The 19,342-nt window shown below is 52.9% G+C and carries 10 protein-coding genes; 7 read left to right on the plus strand and 3 right to left on the minus strand.

All coding sequences use genetic code 11. The annotated features are described in order from the left end of the window. Positions 1-18 precede the first annotated feature (18 nt). Both RID21_RS05185 and RID21_RS05190 read right to left on the minus strand, forming a co-directional pair. Entirely contained in the window at positions 19-2,451 is a 2,433-nt protein-coding gene (locus RID21_RS05185) for a hypothetical protein (protein ID WP_350187502.1), read from the minus strand. A 19-nt stretch (positions 2,452-2,470) separates the two neighbouring features. After that, complete coding sequence (locus tag RID21_RS05190) at positions 2,471-4,981, minus strand: DUF1549 domain-containing protein (protein WP_350187503.1); 2,511 nt, start codon at positions 4,979-4,981, stop codon at positions 2,471-2,473. Positions 4,982-5,227: 246 nt separating this feature from the next. Here RID21_RS05190 and RID21_RS05195 point away from each other — a divergent pair, with 246 nt between their 5' ends. The 7 genes from RID21_RS05195 (at position 5,228) to RID21_RS05225 (ending at position 18,525) form a co-directional block, all read left to right on the plus strand. Next, positions 5,228-6,655 carry a DUF1501 domain-containing protein gene (locus tag RID21_RS05195; RefSeq protein WP_350187505.1) on the plus strand — a complete coding sequence of 476 codons (1,428 nt, stop codon included), beginning with the start codon at positions 5,228-5,230 and terminating at the stop codon, positions 6,653-6,655. A gap of 139 nt (positions 6,656-6,794) precedes the next feature. Continuing rightward, positions 6,795-8,171: an FAD-dependent oxidoreductase gene (locus RID21_RS05200; RefSeq protein WP_350187507.1), complete on the plus strand. Its 1,377-nt coding sequence runs from the start codon at positions 6,795-6,797 to the stop codon at positions 8,169-8,171. 106 nt (positions 8,172-8,277) lie between these two features. Further along, the gene (locus RID21_RS05205) at positions 8,278-9,255 is read left to right on the plus strand and encodes a Gfo/Idh/MocA family protein (protein ID WP_350187508.1); all 978 of its coding nucleotides are present in this window, start codon (positions 8,278-8,280) and stop codon (positions 9,253-9,255) included. 374 nt (positions 9,256-9,629) lie between these two features. After that, on the plus strand, positions 9,630-12,233 hold the full coding sequence (locus RID21_RS05210) for a DUF1553 domain-containing protein (protein ID WP_350187509.1): 2,604 nt from the start codon (positions 9,630-9,632) through the stop codon (positions 12,231-12,233). Between the two features lie 36 nt (positions 12,234-12,269). Continuing rightward, positions 12,270-13,751, plus strand: coding sequence for a DUF1501 domain-containing protein (locus tag RID21_RS05215; RefSeq protein WP_350187511.1), 1,482 nt, complete (start codon positions 12,270-12,272; stop codon positions 13,749-13,751). Positions 13,752-14,046: 295 nt separating this feature from the next. Continuing rightward, positions 14,047-17,103, plus strand: coding sequence for a PSD1 and planctomycete cytochrome C domain-containing protein (locus tag RID21_RS05220; protein ID WP_350187512.1), 3,057 nt, complete (start codon positions 14,047-14,049; stop codon positions 17,101-17,103). Positions 17,104-17,118: 15 nt separating this feature from the next. Next, positions 17,119-18,525 (plus strand): DUF1501 domain-containing protein, encoded by a 1,407-nt coding sequence (locus RID21_RS05225; protein WP_350187513.1) that lies wholly within the window; start codon positions 17,119-17,121, stop codon positions 18,523-18,525. Positions 18,526-18,561: 36 nt separating this feature from the next. On the opposite strand, the gene RID21_RS05230 is transcribed toward RID21_RS05225, so the two are convergent. Then, entirely contained in the window at positions 18,562-19,335 is a 774-nt protein-coding gene (locus tag RID21_RS05230; RefSeq protein ID WP_350187514.1) for an SDR family NAD(P)-dependent oxidoreductase, read from the minus strand. Between the last annotated feature and the right edge of the window lie 7 nt (positions 19,336-19,342).

A 19,342-nucleotide genomic window follows, 5' to 3' on the forward strand; every position in this document is an offset into this window, starting at 1 on the left:
GCCGGATAATAGATAAACTTATTTCTTCTTAGCTGGTTCGACGACATTAACTGTGATCAGTTTCGACCAGGCTGCAAATTTCGTATTGGCAGGAGCTGACCTTGCTTCTGCGGATTTCGCTGATCGGGCCGCTTGTTCTACGAGTTTCTCAGCGCGAGCCAGTTTGTCAGAGGCTGCTTTGGCTTTGGCTTTGGCTGCATCCGCTTTGCTGGACTCAACATCGGCCTTGAGCTGCGCGACCAGTTTTTCGAGTCGCTCCAGTTCGGCTTTCGCAGCCAGACTGGCTGGCAGATTCTGGCGATACTGTGTTACACCCACGCCCAGTAGTGCAAACTGATATCGTCCCGGTTCTGCTTTGAAGTTCCCGTTGGGTCTGAAATCGATGACCAGCTTGCCTTCCGTGTCTTTCTCTCCGATATTTACGGTAGGAGGATTGCGTTGGATACCAAACAGTTCGTGCGGCTCTATCGTCAGGTTACCCGTTCGATTCCCGCTACCAGTCAGCTTGATGGGAATCTCCAGTTTTTGATTCAATTCAACGGTCCACTCTTTATCCTCTGCTGGGGAAATGATGACGGGCACCGTCTCATGTTCATTGACAGCCAGAGGCATGCTTGTGGTGAGCCGGGAGCGAACACGAATCGCATCGGCAAAGATGTGGCCCCAGATCAGGGACGCAAACTGTGCTTCTTTCACCACAGATTGACCATTGATCTGGGCAGTTCCCTTGATCTGGATTTCACCAGCCCATGTCTTGGCTGATTCATCTGCTGAGAGGATCAGAATTCCATGGTCGGCCTTTCCACTGAGCGTCAGAGGTTGGGCAGTGACGCCGTTTGGAAGGTTCTCTGCTGTTACAACGATATCTCCGGTAAAGCCATCCTGACGAGGAGCGACAATCCGCACTCCCCAGTTGGCCCCTCGTCGGAGCAGGGGGGTGACAGAGTAACCCGTACGATTGGTAGGCAGCGGGCGTTCTGTGGTCGCGATCAGATGAAAGTCAGGCTTGGGTTCTCGAATCGCCAGACGATAAAGATCTTTTGCGCTGCCTCCTCCAAACTGATTGACGATCGTCACCATGTACTCCCCATCCTGTTCTGCGACGAACGAGACCGCCGCATCAGTTGTGTCGAGGTTAATCGCATTTTTATTGTGGGGGCTGAAATAGGAAGCCAGGTCGTCATTTTCTGTCACGGTCTTCACGCTGACTTCACCAGCTGGTGAGCGGGTCAATTGTTGCACGATCAGTAACGGATCCACTTGAGACGCCATCCGGTCTGCGATGGCTTCAATCCAGTAGGTTTTTCCTTTCTCTGCACGAAAGACAAACTGATCTTCGTCATTCGGCTGATCGAATCGTCCGGCAATTTCCGTCGGGATCGAAACGTTCTGCCGGTCCAGATGGGCCTGCTCCTGAGCCACAGGGGCTGTCGCATAACCGATCTTGATCCTGTTGGAATTCTCCAGCTGAAAATCAAAACCATCCAGCAGCCCCTGGCGTGGTTTACCCGGTTGAAAACGATCGGCGGGACCTGCTACATCAGGGAGTGTGATTTCCACTTCCACCGATTCCAGCTTGTGACCGTTGAGCTCCGCAGATTTTCCGTAACTGCCACCAGGAAGGTTGCGACCATATACGGTGTAAGTTTGTGTGGAACCCGGTTCGCCAGCAGGAGGGTAAATGAAATCAATATGAGGGCGATTAGAAATCTCCAGACGATAAAAATGTTCTGAGCCCCCTCGGTAGAGAATGTCAGAAATCGCCAGATAATATGTGGCATCCTGTTGGGACAGGATTTCGACAAACGAATCCCGGCCGAACCAGTCGCGGTTGCGGGTGATTTCGCGACCTTCGGAATCGTAAACAATAATCTGGCCATCCAGGCGTGAGTCGATACGCTGTGCCAGTAGTTCTACGAGAATCCGCTCTCCCGCTTTTACCTTCAGCTGATACCAGTCGATTCCGCGGGAGGGAACATCACCTGAGATTACGGAATTGACTTCCACAGGCATGGCCGATTCGCGGGTAGCATGATTGCCGGTTTCCGCAATTTCCCGGCTATCAGCTTCAGCCACCACAAATGGGCGTGCCGTCGAAAGACCAAAGTAAGAAACGACGCGTGCCTCGTAGATACCCGGAGGAACGTCAGTGGCGACGGAAACTTCAAAGCGGGATACCTGCGGCCGAGGGGCCGGATGAAATTCATCAGCAGGCAGTATTACTGGTTTCGCTTTGATACCTGGATGGGAGAAGCGCAGTTCGGATGCATCATCCAGGTTGGAACCAATGATGCTAACTTCGAGGGTCTTCCCTGCCGGGGCAGCAAAGGGACGCAGCTGCCTCAAATCTGCCGTGGGTAGCTGGGCATCCACCAATTGCGAGTGCAGACTGCTTAACAGCAGGAAGAGCAACGGACAAAGTGCAGGGATGAACCTGGTGCTGGTTTTCATATTTGCTTCACAGTAACTGTTAATGGTTGAACAGGAACTCTTTTGTATTGATGATCACCCAGATAAGATCTTCATAGGCCTGTTTCTCAGCCTGTTCGAGAGATAATTTCCTGGGATCTGCCTTCGACTGATTCCGTTTTTTCTGCAGATGAGCCAGCCCTGTCTCAAGTTCATTTTCATTGGGAGATCGCGAAAGAGCATGCAGATACAGCTCTTTGATGCGTGTCTGATCGTCCCTGTTTTTGTCACGGGCCAGCTGGACTGCCTGGCCGTCAGAGGCGGAAAGAATCTGTTGGATCGTATCGGAGTTGATCAGATGCAGGCTTTGTGCCAGATCCGCATTGGCGGTGCGCTCACATTCACAGGCCGTGTCCATCTGCGGCCGACCAAAGACCCGCAGAAAAAATGACTCGACGTTGGCTGAATCATCGGGTAAGGCGACTGCCCGAACTCCCACCGGCTGGTGATTGAAATTGTTCTTAGAACCCGCAACATCATTCATCGCATCCAGCATCATCTCGGCTGGCAGCCGTCGAGGATAGTAGCGCGCGTAATTCTGCTCATCACTTTGATTGTACTGATTCGGAAAAGAGCTGAGTTGATAGGTTCGGCTGTTACAGATGGTGCGGCAGATCGCTTTCAGGTCATAATTCGATTTGACGAATGATTCTGCCAGCTGATTCAAGAGTTCAGGGTGCGTGGCCGGATTTGTGATCCGAATGTCATCTTCTGGTTCTACCAGACCTCTGCCGAAAAAATGTTTCCAGTAACGATTCACCAGCATTTTGGCAAAGAAGGGGTTCTCGGGATCTGTGACCCAGTTAGCCAGATCGATACGCGGATCCCGTTCAGCAGGGATGTCCAGGGCTGCTCCATCCAGGGGTGTTGGTTTGAGTTCCCGATTGGTATTCGGGTTTTTGGCAACCGCGACGATTCGTTTATGGTAAACGATGTCGTCTTCCGGCAGCTTATAAACTTCTTTGCGTCCCAGTGTGTTGAAGAATGCCTGAAATCCGTAGAAATCGTCCTGGCTCCATTTTTCATAGGGGTGATGGTGGCACTGCGCACATTGAATGCGGACCCCCAGGAAAACCTGGGCGATGTCTGACATCTGATCTTTGGGATCTTTAACGGCTCGGTACCATGAGACGGCAGGATTAGTTCCCGACTTGCCTCGGGCTGTAATCAGCTCTGTCACGAATTCGTCATAAGGTTTGTTCGTGGCCAGACTGGTGCGGATCCAGGCATGAAAGCCGAATGTCTCCCGGGCAACCTGTTCCAGATTTCCACCAGCCTTGTTGCGTAATATGCCTGCCCATTTAGACGCGAACAGATCTGCGTAACCCGAACTGTCCAGCAGCTCGTCGATCTTCCGTGCTCGTTTATCGGGACTCTGATCAGCCAGAAAAGATTGTGTCTGCTCTAAAGTGGGGATCCGCCCTGTGATATCCAGAGTCACCCTGCGGAGAAAGGTGGAATCATCACATCGTTCTGAAGGGGGAAGTCCGAGCACTTTCAGCTTCGCAAAAACATGCTGGTCGATAAAGTTCTCTGGAGTTGGCAAGTCAGGCGTGGGTTGGCCTAGAGGAATGGTCGTCATAAAAACGGCGACCTGTTCCTGGAAACGGATCATGATTGATGTTGTGCCGGTCTGGTCTTTTAATGTCACCAGTCCATGCTTGTCGACTGCTGCCATCTTAGGCTGGTTTGGTTTGAATTCCGCCAGACGGGTAATGTCCTGTTTCGTTCCATCAGAGAAATAAGCAGTGACGACCAGTTGCTGTGTAGCCTGTTTGGGCAGGACACGGACTTGAGGAAATATTTCGATGTGCGTCACCGTTGGTTCTTTTTCCGGATCATACCGCATCCCTTCTCGGATCCAGCGGGCGATCAGTCTGATTTCTGCTCCATCCGCCTTGAACCGACTTCCTCCACCATGAGGTACTGTACCAGCCGCTTTTTGTAACAAGAGACTGGTTTCTGGTGCTGCCGGGTTAATCCGGCGTCCAAGAGATTCTTTCGTGATGTACTCAAAGTCATTGCCCGGTTCAAAACCCAGTAAAGACAAATGGAAGTTGTTTTTCCCAGAAGGCGTGCCATGGCAGGCGCCACTGTTACAACCACCCCGCGTGAGTTGCGGGATGACGTCATTGTAAAAGCTGACCGGACGACGCTGTTCGAACGAAGAAACGCGTACCGGGATTTTGAGGAAACGTTTCGAATCCAGAGAGGCGGTAATGGTAGCAGACCCGTTGGACAGGGGGCTGACATATCCGGTGGGGCTGACCAAAGCGATACCCTCTGGTTCAACCTGATATTTCACACTCCGCGTGACATCGCTTAAGGAACCCGACTGGTCTTTGTGTGTGATTAATAATTGCTGACGGGCATCGGGATCTGATAATTCAATCCCCTGGTCCTGATTCGGCAGATAGACTTCCAACTCAGCCGCATGGGAAGATTTCTCCAGCCTCCCCAAGAGGATGCCTGCGAATAAAACAATCAGCAGAAAATAATGCTTCAATTTCATCGATCTTCCCAAGATATCTGGAATCTGGAGGTTCACCCGGAGTGACTCTGTAAATAGCTCCTTAACTGGTCTGCCAATCAGTATTTAGGGGATGGCAGTCAGTTTTAGAATGAATTCCGGGAGAATCTGAAATTAAATTGAACTTGAATTTCTATTCTAAACGATGCAATATACATTACAATACGTTGATGCGTACTTGTTAAGAAAATGCTCAGACGGCAATATTTCGATCGGGATGATGAATTCATGAGTGCCAAATCCAGAAATCAGCGTTGTGCAGGACCGATGAAACGTCGCACCTTCCTGGAAATCGGTGGGGCAAGTATGCTTGGTCTGAGTATGACTGATTTGCTCCGTCAGCAGGCACTTGCCAGTCCTACTGGAAACGCAACTGACGATACGGCCGTGATTTTCGTCTGGTTGCCGGGTGGCCCCCCTCATATGGAAACATATGATATGAAGCCGGGGGCACCAGTCGAGTACCGTGGGGAATATTCACCGATTCATACTAATGTTCCCGGTCTCGACGTCTGCCAGATGCTGCCACAGCATGCGAAAATTGCAGACAAGTTTACGTTGATTCGTTCGATTCATCATGAGTTTGCCGATCATGGTGGCGGACATAAGCGGCTCATGACCGGCCGTGTTCCTGCAACTCCAGTGGGCACAATTAATGACGCCCCAGCTGTAAATACAATTGTGAAGAAAATGCTGGAGCAACCGGGGAATGAAATGCCGGTCTGTGTGACTGAGGTTGACTCTTCCCGTGCGTCCATTGATACCTTTGCTATGGGGCCCGCTTATCTGGGACCATCATCAACTCCATTTATGGTAGCCGGCAACCCCAGCGATCCCGATTTCAAAGTACAGAATATCGGCGTGAAATCAGCGATGGAAACGCGGCTCGATGACCGAATTGCCATGCTGAAGGGGATCGATAATTTCCGTCGTGATGTAGACAAAAGTGGTTCGATGGAAGCCATGGACAGTTTTAACCGTCAGGCCATCGACATGTTGACCAGTGAAAAAGTCCGTCGGGCTTTTGACCTTTCACAGGAACCCAAGGAAGTCCGTGATCGATATGGCTGGAATGCGTACGGTCAACGGGCTGTATTAGGTCGGCGTCTGGTCGAGTCAGGTGTCAGGTTTGTCACGATGGTCTGGGAACATCCATTCCCGGGGAGTAAAACTCCCAAGACGGCAGCTTATAACTGGGACTCTCACGCTGTGAATGCGCATCTCTTCAAGGACTGCGAATGGCGACTGCATCCCTATGACCAGGCCGTTTCTGCTCTGATCGAAGACCTCTATCAACGGGGACTCGACCGACGAGTTCTGCTGGTAGTGACGGGCGAGTTTGGTCGGACTCCGAAGCTTTCAGTTCAGCGGGGAACTCAGACTGGTGTCATGCAGCCCGGTCGAGACCACTGGCCCAAAGCGATGTCAGTACTGGTTTCCGGAGGTGGAATGCAGACCGGTCAGGTGATCGGCGCGACCAACCCGAAAGGGGAATACCCGGTCGAACGCCGCCTGACTCCCAACGATCTCTGGGCCACCGTTTATCGGCACCTGGGAATTGACCATGAGCATATCCTGCACGATTTGCAGGGTCGTCCGGTTCCCATTCTGCCCTTCGGAAAGCCGATACGCGAACTGCAGCCAGTGTCTGCCTGAGCAGTCAGTGAGCGTACTTTTCAATCCTGTATTTAAATCAGAGGGACGGTGCGCCTTCCGCTGACCCTGTTACTAGTTGCGACCCTGAGAGTTCACTGCTATCGTGGTAATTCAAAAACTCTCGAAGGGATCGAACGTGATGTCGCAGTCGTCAGATTCAATTACGCAAACATGGAAAATTCCGCTCCGTGAGACAGTCGATGTGGCTGTGATCGGTGGTGGTTCGGCTGGTGTGGCTGCAGCGACTGCTGCTGCCCGGAACGGAGCGTCCACTGTGCTGGTCGAACGCTATGGTTTCCTGGGAGGCACATCGACGGCGGGAATGGTTGGTCCTTTCATGACCTCCTACACGCCGGACGGGAAGCGGCAACTGGTGGCCGGTATCTTTCAGGAAGTCATCGATAAAATGGTCCAGATGGGCGGGGCCGTCGATCCCTCTACGACAGAAGCTGGTTCTGCCTGGGCTTCTTTTATTGATCTCGGACATGCCAATGTGACCCCCTTTAGTGTCGAAGCACTGAAAATGGCGGCCCTGGAAATGGTCTGTGAGGCAGGGGCACGGATCCGGTTCCATACCTCGTTTGTCGATGTGGTGATGCGGGATCAGCAGATTGATGGGATTGTGATTCTGGATAAGGCCGGTCTGGGACTGCTCCGGGCGCGAACTGTGATTGATACCTCCGGCGATGGCGATATCGCTGCCAAGGCCGGAGCCCCCTTTGAAGTGGGACGTAAGGCGGACGGCAAAATGATGCCGGTGACGCTGTTTCTGACGATTGGCAATGTCAATGACGAACGTGTAATTGCCTGGATGAAGGAGCATGAAGTTCTGCATCCGGGGGAGCGGTTGTTTGAATGTATTGTCAAACAGGCCCGGGAAAGCGGTGACTGGACGCTGGAACGCGAGTTCCTGAATATTTATCGTGAGCCGACACCGGGGCAGTGGCGGGTCAACACGACCCGTGTCCAGAACGTGGATGGTACGAATCCCGATGATCTGTCCCGGGCGGAAATCGAGAGTCGGCGTCAGGCATGGGAACTGATTCGATTTTTCCGATCCCATTGTCCCGGCCTGGAAAATGCACAACTGCTGGCTACGGGAACTCAAGTCGGAGTCAGGGAAACACGTCATATTCTGGGGGACTATGTGCTCAATGGGGCTGATGTGCTCGAAGGGCGGAAGTTCGATGATTCAATTGCCCAGTGCTCTTATCCGATCGACATTCACGACCCCCAGGGACCCCGGGGAAGGCTGGAAGGGATTCACGCCGATCATTATGAAATCCCCTATCGCTGCCTGGTGCCACGCGATGTGGAGAACCTCCTGGTGGCCGGCCGTCCGATTTCAGCAGATCACGAAGGGGCCGCATCAGCGAGAGTGATTCCTCCCTGCTATGCCACCGGTCAGGCTGCGGGGACAGCAGCGAGCCTGGCAATCAGGCAGGGAGTAACCCCGCGCGACGTGGATGTCGACCAGTTAAGAACGACATTAAGCGAGCAGGGAGCCATTGTCTGAGTTCGACTTCAGACCAACCGAATGCCACTGAGTGCGACTTCTGAATTAACAGTAAAACCAGGAAGCGAGGTAACCCGTGAGTCAGTCAAAGGCGGTTCGATGGGGCGTGATAGGGCTAGGATGGTTCGGTGAAGTTCATGCCGATAATCTGGCAGAGATGCCGGATATTGAATTGACCGCACTCTGTACTCGCAGACCAGACCGATTGAACGAAGTAGCCGACCGGCTGAATGTATCGAGACGCTACACGGACTATCACGAATTGCTGGCCGACCCTGATATCGATGTGGTGAGTATTACCACCCACATTTATGATCACCGTGAAATCGCCATTGATGCCTTGCGGAGTGGTAAGCATGTTTTGCTGGAAAAACCGATGGCGCCCACACTAGCGGACTGCGAGCTGATTCTGGAAGCTACCGATGCGTCAGACGGATTATTCATGGTGGGGCACATCTGCCGGTTTGATCCCCGAGTGACTATCGCGAAGCAGGCGATCGAAGAGGGACGGATCGGAAATATCATTTCGATGCATGCCCGTCGCAATCTGTCGAAGGCCATTGGAGAAACGGTGCTCGATGATATTTCGGCACTGATGGGCGATGGAATTCATGATGCGGACCTGATGCTCTGGTTCAGTCAGGCAAATGTCTCCACGGTCTATGCTCAGGAAGTCCATCCCGGCAAGAACAAATTTGCGGATGCCGGCTGGTCGATTGCCAGGTTGGACAGTGGTGCGGTCGCTGTGGTTGAGTCGGTCTGGCATTTGCCGGAATCCACTCCGTTTACGATTGATGCCCGTATGGAAATCATCGGCACGGAGGGGGCGCTCTACATCAACTGTGGTGAGGCGGGCCTGGCGATACACGATGCGCAGGGTGTGAAACTGCCCGATACGATGTACTGGCCCCGTCCCCTGGGGAATTATTTTGGAGTGTTAAAGGAAGAGTTGCGCTATTTTGCCAACTGCGTCCGCAAGGGTGAATCACCTCAGCGGATCACACCCGCTGAATCTGCTGCCGCTGTCGCCTGGATGGAAGCAGCTACGGAGTCGGCACGCACAGGGACGGTCATTACATTTTGATCTGTCACTATGCTGAAGGACAGGTAATGGGATCATGCCGGTTATGCATTTCGCGTAACTTAATCGGGGTCAGAGCGAAACAAACATCCACATACGAGCTCAAAAGCGGGACAGAGCGTCTCTCTTGAGAGATTCTACTGGATTTTTCGCAAATATCTTAGTATTATATATTAAATGCTCGTTGATCTGACTTTGATTTTATCTCACTGAGTGAGATACGAGTTTTCTCGCCTGAATTCTCTCCTGATGTGTAAGTTTTAAATACTTGCATCCTCAAATTTAACACACACATTTTCACTGTGATTTTTCTGGTTCTATCCAGTTAGAACACCGATGGTAATTGTATGATTGATATGAAAAGACGAATTCTCTGTTTGCTAGTTCTCATATCAGCAGTCGCGCTGACGACACCGGCCCAAGCCAACCCGGCTAATCGGCAGGCATTTGTTCGCTACTTTGGCAAATACCTGGCACAGGGACTGAATTCCTGTGGTACCTGTCATGTGGGCGATCATGCAGAAGGTGCTGAATCTCTGGACGATTTTCCGCACAATCCCTTCGGGAATCAGTTGCGTGAAACCGCAGACAAACTGCTGGAGCAAAATCAGGACGCGGATCTGGCTCTGCGACTGAAACTGATCGCCGATCAGGATGCCGACGGCGATGGCTTTACAAACCTGCAGGAAGTTCTCAGCGGGACTGCACCCGGTGATAAAACAAAATTCCCGGCTGCTGTCTCGAAGAAAAAAATGGAACAGTTGACGGCAGAGTTTAACGAATTCCAGAACCGCTATGCCTGGAAACCCTTTAAGCCAGTTCGTCGTCCGGAAGTTCCGGTGGTGGCCGACGTCAACTGGCCGCGGAATCCCATCGATCAATTCATTGCTGCCGGTCACGAACAGAAAGGTTTGAAACGCGCTGCGGAAGCCAGTCCAGAAGTTTTACTGCGTCGGGTTTATCTCGACTTGATTGGCTTGAATCCAACACCTGAGGAAATCCGCGCGTTTCTGGAAGACGCCAAGACGAACGACAAGGCTTATGAAGCGGTCGTTGATCGCCTGTTGAATCACCCCGCTTACGGCGAGCGTTGGGGCCGGCACTGGATGGATGTCTGGCGTTACAGCGACTGGGCCGGTTACAAGGATGCCCTGCGTGTGAGCCAGCGACATATCTGGCACTGGCGCGACTGGATTATTGAATCGCTCAATGCCGAAAAATCTTACGATCAGATGCTGACCGAAATGCTGGCAGCAGACGAACTGAAGCCGGATGACTGGGATACACTTCGGGCAACCGGTTATCTGGCACGCAATTACCACGCGGAACGCGACCAGTGGATGGATGACGTCGTCAAACATACGTCTCAGGCATTCCTGGGAATTACCGTCGGGTGTGCGAAATGCCACGATCACATGTATGATCCAATCAAGCAGACTGAATACTATCAGATGCGGGCTATTTTCGAACCGTATCACGTTCGCACGGATCGTGTGGAAGGCGTACTGGATGTCTCTAAAAACGGGATTCCTCGTGCCTACGATCGCTCCTTGACGTCGAAAACCTGGTTCCTGGAAGCCGGCGACGAGCGACGTCCGGTAAAAGACAAAAGTATTACTCCGGGAGTGCCCGAATTCCTGGGGGGCAAATATGAAGTCGAGCCGGTCTCACTGCCGCTGGTAGCCAGTCAGCCTGCACAGCGTGAGTTTGTCAAACAGGATCTGCTCGATCAGGCCAGAGGGGCTATGGAGCAGGCTAAGGCACCGGAACAGCGGGCTGCTGCAGAAAGTGCACTGGCAGTACTCGAAGCTCAGTTTGCTATCGAAGCGATAGAAGTAGCCGGCGACAAAAAATCGGATGCCTGGAAAACGGCAGCACAGAATCTGGTGAAGTTGCAGCGTGAGGCAGCCGTTGAAGAGGCCCAATGGGAATTAACTTCTGCTATCCAACAGCAGGAACAGGCCACCGCGGCGCTCAAGAAAGCTGAGAAAGGAAAGAAGAAATCGAGTATCAGCAAAGCGAAGCAGCAGTTGAAAAAAGCGGAGCAGGCTCACAAGGCGGCAGAAACTCAACTCAAAAAAGCAGAGGATGCAGCCAAAGAGAAACCGACAACGAAATATACACCGCGTAAACAGTCCAAGTATCCGGAAAGCAGCACAGGACGTCGACTGGCGTTTGCCCGCTGGCTGACCGATCGTCAAAATCCGTTGACGGCCCGTGTGGCGATGAATCATATCTGGTTGCGACATTTTGGTCAGCCGATAGTTCCAACCGTCAATGAGTATGGCGGAAACGGCCGTGAACCGACTCACCCCGCATTACTTGACTGGCTGGCAGCAGAATTCATGGATCGCGAGTGGAGCATGAAAGAGATGCACCGGTTGATCGTCACCAGTGCAACTTATCGAATGGCAGGGACTGGCGCCCCGGAAAACCATGCGATCGACCCCGATAATCTTTTCCTCTGGAAAAAATCGGCGCGGCGGATGGAAGGTGAAATCGTGCGGGATAACCTGCTTTACATTCCCGGTCGACTCGACGCTGCGATGGGAGGCCCGGACATTGATAACCACCAGGCCCAGGATTCACGTCGTAAGAGTATCTATCTCCGGCACGCACATGAAAAACTGGTTGAGTTCGTACAGATCTTTGATGGTCCCAGTGTTTCTGAGTGTTATATGCGGGAGACGAGTGTGCAACCGCATCAGGCACTGGCGCTGGCCAACAGCAAACTGACCTTTCTGGCGAGCGAAGCCCTGGCCTCTCAAATTGAAGAGAAGAGCACCGGGGATATGGATGCATTTATCGAAGAGGCTTACCTGCGAATTCTCTCGCGTCGGCCGGATGAAGTTGAGCATCAGCTCTGTCGAGAATATCTGCTGGCGTCTGTCAAGGCAGAGGGCAGTCAACCGACCAGGGATCAGTATGAAAAACTGATTACCGTATTATTCAACCATAATGATTTTGTCACGATTCGCTGATGAATCCTGACCCGAATGGGATTGGAAAGTAATAGAATGTTTAATTCACCCCAGATGAACCGTCGCACGTTTTTAAACGACACCGGCATGGGAATGACGGGTATGGCGCTCTCTTCGCTCCTATTTCAGGAAGGCGAACTGCAGGCTGCGGAAGCGGGACTGGTTCCTCACATGGTGCCGCGCGCCAAGTCGGTGATCTGGATCTTTCTGATTGGTGGTCTCAGTCACCTGGAAAGTTTGGATCCGAAGCCGGCACTCAATAAATATGCCGGGAAGTCGATTGATGAAACTCCCTACGCAGAATCAGTGTTGAATAAGGACAAGATCAACAAGATCCTGCTCGACCCGTCCAAGCAGAAACGTGAAGTTTTCAAAGCCATTATGCCTTTGCAGACAGGCTATAAAAAATATGGCGAAAGTGGTCTGGAAATCAGCGACTGGTTCCCGAATCTGGGGACCTGTGCGGATGACCTGACGCTGGTTCGCTCCATGTGGACGATCGACAACAACCATGGTGCCCAACTGACCTATCATACCGGCCGCAAAATTACGGAAGGTGCCTTTCCGACCGTGGGTTCCTGGGTCAGTTATGGTCTGGGAACGGCCAACCAGAATCTGCCGCACTATGTCGTGCTGGGGAACCCGAGCGCTGACTGTTGTGGCGCCGCCTGGACACACGGTTCTTCTTATTTGGGGCCGGAACATGCGGGTGTCCGGATGGAAGTGGATCCGAAAGATCCGCTCTCGTTTGTGCGCTCTGCTGATGATTCATTGACTCCCTCGGAACAGCAGGAAATGTTCGGCCTGCTGGGGAAACTGAACCGACACGCCGGAATTCAATACCCGGATGATAAAAACCTGAAAGCACGGATCAAGTCATACGAGCTTGCTTTCCAGATGCAGTCCGCCGTTCCCGAAGTCATGGCTTTTGAAGAAGAGTCACAGCATGTGCAGGAGCTGTATGGTCTGAATCAGTCAACCACAAAAAGCTTCGGTGAGAAATGTCTGGCGGCCCGGCGTCTGACCGAACGTGGTGTACGGTTCATCCAACTGTTTCATGGCTACCGTGGTAATGCCGGTGCCTGGGATTCTCATCGTGATATTAAACGCCTGCATTCACAGCTTTCGGGGCAGGTCGATCAGCCGATTGCCGGTCTGATTAAAGACCTCAAGCAGCGTGGTCTGCTGGATGAGACCATGATTGTGATCGGCTCTGAATTCGGACGAACCCCTGGTGCAGAACACCGTAATGGGAACAGCAGTGTCCAGGGGACAGGCCGCGATCATCATCCTCATGGATTTAGTGTGGCGATGGCCGGTGGCGGAATTAAAGGAGGCCACATTCATGGTGCGACCGATGAACTCGGGTTCCACGCTGTCGAAGACAGGCACTATGTGACCGACCTGCACGCCACGGTATTACACCAGATGGGCCTGGATACGACCCGGCTCAACTATCCCGGTAGACAGCGTCTGGAACGGGATTACGGCGAAGTGATCCACGACATTATCAGTTAAGTCGGGCCCCATTGCTGGTTACGCTTGATTCCCGGGAGAGCATACGTCGGCAGATTGACGAGATCTGCTTGCAGGTGGTCTGAGCACAGCCTACACTATAGGTTTAATGCTGTTTCGATTGTTTTACTAATGTCCAGACCAGCATCCCTGCCTGAATTCTTATAGTCAGCTGTAACTTCTGCAGACTCACGCCGCACTGATTTCAGCCGGAAAGATATGAGCTCAGATTCTTCAAACACGAGTTACAGCTGAGAGAGCAGCCCAGGGTGTCTGTCCTGTGAGGGGGAGGTAATCAATGAGACTCGGGCTCGCGTCTGTTTTCTGTATTTGCCTGATCATCAGGCCCGTCTGGGGGGAGACCCCGATCCAGTTCAATCGGGATATCAGACCGATTCTTTCGGACAAATGCTTTGCCTGCCACGGCCCGGATGAGAAAACACGGGAAGCCGATCTGCGTCTGGACGATCGTGATTCTGCGCTGCATGACCTGGGAGGAACACGGGCGATTGTCGCCGGCAAGGCCGATGAGAGCGAACTGATCCACCGCATCACTGCCAGCGATGAAAGCCTGTTGATGCCCCCGGCTGAGCATGGCAAGCCTTTGAGCAAGGCTGAAATTGAACTGCTGCGGAAGTGGATCAATCAGGGGGCAGCCTACCAGCGGCACTGGTCCCTGACACCCTTGGTAAAGCCTGCTGTGCCTGAGCTGAATGAGAAGCAGACTCTGCATCCGATTGACGCTTTCATCCAGCAACAACTCAAGGAAAATGGATTTGCTCCTTCACCGGAGGCGGAGCCGAGAACGCTGGTCCGCCGCCTGTCTTTTGATCTGACCGGACTGCCTCCCGATCCATCGGTAGTGGCAGCCTATACTGCGCATCCAGACGACGCAGCATACGAAAAACTGGTGGATGACTATCTGGATTCTCCCCATTATGGTGAGCGACTGGCACTCTACTGGCTGGATCTGGTGCGTTATGCGGATTCTCTGGGGTATCACGGCGATCAGGTCAGGAGTGTGTCCCCGTATCGAGATTATGTCATCAACGCGTTCAACAGCAATAAACCCTTCGATCAGTTTACGATTGAGCAACTGGCAGGTGATCTGCTGCCTGAAGCTACGCTCTGGCAGAAGGTGGCTTCGACGTATAACCGGTTGAATCGTGCTTCTGGAGAAGGGGGAGTGCAACCTAAGGAATACCTGGCGAAATATTCTGCCGATCGAGTACGCACCACGGGCTCCGTCTGGCTTGGTTCCACGGTCGGGTGTGCGGAATGCCATGATCACAAATTTGATCCTTTTACGACGAAAGACTTTTATCGGTTCGCTGCTTTTTTTGCGGACATTAAAGAGCAGGGGATTGTGAGTGGTGCCCGACACATCGAGCAGTTGCCGGTGCCGAATCCGGAACAGGCTCGCCTGTCAAAAGAATTAGAGGCTGCAATCAAACAGGCGGAACAGAATTATAATCGGGAAACCCTCGAATTAACCGCCGCCCGACAGGAGTGGGAACAACAGGTCCAGGCCGATTTCGAGCGCTGGACACTGCTTAAGCCTCAGGAAGTGCGCTCAACAGGAGACGCGAAACTAAAAGTGCTCGAAGATGGCTCGATTCTGGCCAGTGGCAAGAATCCGGATCAGGATGAATATGTGCTGGAAATCAGCGACAGCCCGGTTCCTGTCACAGGCCCCGTAGCGCTGAAACTGGAGCTGTTGCCTGATCCTTCTCTTCCTCGCAAGGGGCCGGGACGTGCTGGGAATGGGAACCTGGTGGTCAACGCAGTGCAGTTGATGGTGGGGAAGCAGAAAGTCAAATGGGAGAAAGCCGTCGCTGCTCATTCACAAAATGGGCACACTCCTCAGAATGTCGCTGAGGAATCTGGGACCGGCTGGGCGATTCTACCGCAAATTGGAAAACGGAATCACCTGCTGCTGTCAGGGACGGTTGCCGATTCCAGTGAGAAACGACCGGGAGAAGGGACTCCTTCCTGTCAGATTCGCATTATTCAGCGGCATGGAAACGGGCATAACCTGGGGCGGTTTCGATTGTTTATTTCCTCTGATTCGAGTGTGATTCAATCAGGATTCGCATTGTCTGATGAAATCCAGAAAGTGTTGAAAGTCAAACCTGAAGCGCGTTCCGCTGAACAGCAAAAACAACTGGATACTGCGTTTCGAGAATCAACACCACTGTTAAAAGAGAGCCGTGAACAACTGGCTCGATTAAGACAGCAGCAGGCGCAGTTAAAGAATCAGATTGTCACGACGCTGGCGACAACAGCCACGACGCCGCGTACCATGCGGGTCCTGCCACGCGGAAACTGGATGGATGATTCCGGCGAAATTGTGGATCCCGGTGTGCCTCACTTTTTGTCACAGCTTGATTTGCCGGAGAAGCAGCGGGCGACCCGCCTGGATCTGGCACGATGGATGACATCGCGCAAGAATCCGCTAGTAGCACGCACCTTTGTGAATCGACTGTGGATGCTCCTGTTCGGACAGGGACTGGCTCGTACGGTTGATGATCTGGGTTCACAGGGAGAGATGCCGACACATCCTGAACTGCTCGACTGGCTTGCCTGTGAATTTATTGACAGTGGCTGGGATGTTAAGCACATGGTACGGCTGATCGTGACTTCGCATACCTATCGTCAGTCTTCTTCCTGGGCAGACGCATTACGGGAGCGTGATCCGTATAATCGCATGTATGCACGTCAGTCGCGCTGGCGATTGGAAGCGGAAATGATTCGCGATAATGCCCTGCAGGTCAGTGGACTTCTAAATCTGCAAATCGGAGGCGAGAGTGCCAAACCTTATCAGCCAGCCGGCTATTGGGCACAATTGAATTTTCCCAAGCGGACCTACCAGGCAGACAAGGGAGACCAGCAATATCGTCGGGGGTTATACACGCACTGGCAACGCACGTTTCTGCATCCCAGTTTACTTGCATTCGATGCGCCAGCACGTGAAGAATGTACGGCGCAGCGTTCCCGATCCAATACGCCACTGCAGTCGCTGGTATTATTAAATGACCCGACTTTTGTGGAAGCGGCCCGGGTACTGGCGACGCGCGTGATTCAGAAATACCCGGAGAAACAGTTTGACTCACAGTTGAAGTGGCTGATGCAACAGGCGTTGACGAGGGAACCACGGCAGGTCGAAATCAAGCTGTTGAAGAATCTGTATGAGGAAGATCTGCAGGCATATCGTCAGTCCTCAAAAGCGGCAGAAGAGATTCTGTCTGTCGGTTTAAATCCTGCGCCTGAGAAAATCGATCAGGCGGAACTGGCTGCCTGGACGAGTGTGTCACGCGCTGTTTTGAATCTGCATGAATTAATCACACGTTATTAAACTGAGGAATTCTCCATGTCAAATCTGGATGTTACACGACGGAGTTTTCTGCGTCAGTCTGCGCTCGGAATCGGGCCGGCGGCTTTATTGTCGTTGTTATCACAGGATGCCCAGTCCAGTGATCTGGGGCAGGGGGTGATCGGGAAACCGCATTTCCCACCGCGGATCAAACGAGTTATTCATCTCTGTATGGCGGGAGGACCGTCTCATCTGGAAACATTTGATGACAAGCCGACGTTGCGCGAGATGCACGGCAAACCGATGCCGGAATCCCTGACGAAGGGGCAGCAGGTTGCACAGTTGCAGGGACGCGAACTCAAATGCTTTGCTCCGCAATTCGAATTTAAAAATTTTGGCGAAAGTGGCCAGCGGGTCTGTAGTCAGTTCCCCCAGATTGGATCTGTGGCGGACGACCTGTGTATTATCCGGTCGATGTATACGGACCAGATTAACCATGATCCCGCCCATACGCTGTTCAATACCGGTTCCTCGCAGGCAGGACGCCCCAGTATGGGGTCGTGGCTTCTGTATGGCCTGGGACAGGAATGTGATGATCTGCCCGGTTATGTTGTGTTGACCAGTGTCGGGAAGGGGGGACAGGCACAGCCGATTGCTGCCCGGCAATGGCACAGCGGGTTTCTCCCCTCACGCTTCCAAGGCGTTCAGTTTCAGTCGACGGGGGCATCGGTACTTTACCTGAACCGACCTGATGGCGTGTCGATGCAGCAGCAGAAGCGACTCGTGCAGACGGTCAACCAGTTGAATCACAGCTTTGATGATCTGGTGCAAGATTCGGAAATCGCCACCCGGATCGGGCAGTACGAAATGGCATTTCGAATGCAGACCAGTGTGCCGGGATTGATGGATCTGGGGAGTGAAACCAAAGAGACCTTAACAGCCTACGGGACTGAAGGGGGCGATGGAACCTATGCTTCCAACTGTCTGCTTGCAAGGCGACTGCTTGAACGTGGTGTGCGTTTTGTGCAGTTATATCACCGAGCATGGGACCATCATGGCGGGATCAAACGTTCGATCGAGATTACGGCGAAAGAAGTCGACCAGGCGACCGCAGCTCTGATTCGCGATCTGAAACAACGCGGCCTTTACGATGATACACTGATTGTCTGGGGCGGTGAATTCGGCAGAACCCCGATGGCCCAGGGATCCGGGCGAGATCACCACATCAAGGGGTTTTCTCTGGTACTGGGCGGGGGAGCCATTCAGGGCGGTAAAAGCCATGGCACGACAGATGAATTCGGATATGCGGCGGCTGAAAATCCCGTCCATGTCCGTGATTTTCATGCGACCTTACTCCACCTGTTCGGCATCGACCACCGTCGGTTCAGTTACCGTTTTCAAGGACTGGATTTCCGTCTGACCGGTGTGGAAGAGGCGCATGTGATCAAGGACATCATTGCCTGAGGCATGAGGCTTCCTGAAAATGTTCGCTGGATAGGTTCAGGGTAACATGCAGCGTCCGCCGCTGATGACAACGGTCTGGCCGGTGGTAAAGCTGCTTTCTTCAGAGAGCAGAAAAGAGACCATCGAGGCGACCTCCGAGGCCTTACCCATGCGTGGGATAGGGGTGGCCTGAATGATTTTGTCGAGATCATCCTGATTGACACCAGAGAGGATTTCAGTGTCAATCAGTCCTGGGGCGATGGCATTGACGCGAATGTTTTCGCCTGCCCAGGCGACGGCAGTGCTCTGGGTGAAGGAGACGACGCCTGCTTTACTGACTGCATACGCGATTGACATGGGGCGCGGCATCAGTCCGGAGAGGGAACTCATGTTGACGATCCGTCCGAATTTCCGTTGCAGCATGCCCTCCCTGACGCGCCAGGTGACCAGAAATGTTCCTGTCAGGTTTACTTCCAGCATCTGCCGCCATGCCTCTTCGGTTAACTCAGTATGCGGCTCGTAACTGAAGATGCCGGAGTTATTGACCAGCAGTTCCACCTGCCCCCATTCGGCTTCGATCTCGCTGACCATTTTATCGACCTGTTCGCTCGAAGAGACGTCGGCCTGCACGAGCATGCCGGTTCCACCAACGGTCCGAATCTGCTGCAGTGTCTCTTCTGCGTCCTCCTTTCCCTGGCGATAGTTAATGGCGACGCGGGCTCCTTCTTCCGCCAGACGCAGGCAACAGGCCCGCCCGATTCCCCGTGAGCCGCCTGTGACCAGGGCGATACGATTCTCAAATCTTTGCGGGTGGGTGGTGGACGCTGACATGGTTACC

Origin of the sequence: Gimesia sp. (assembly GCF_040219335.1) — a bacterium.
GTDB lineage: Bacteria > Planctomycetota > Planctomycetia > Planctomycetales > Planctomycetaceae > Gimesia.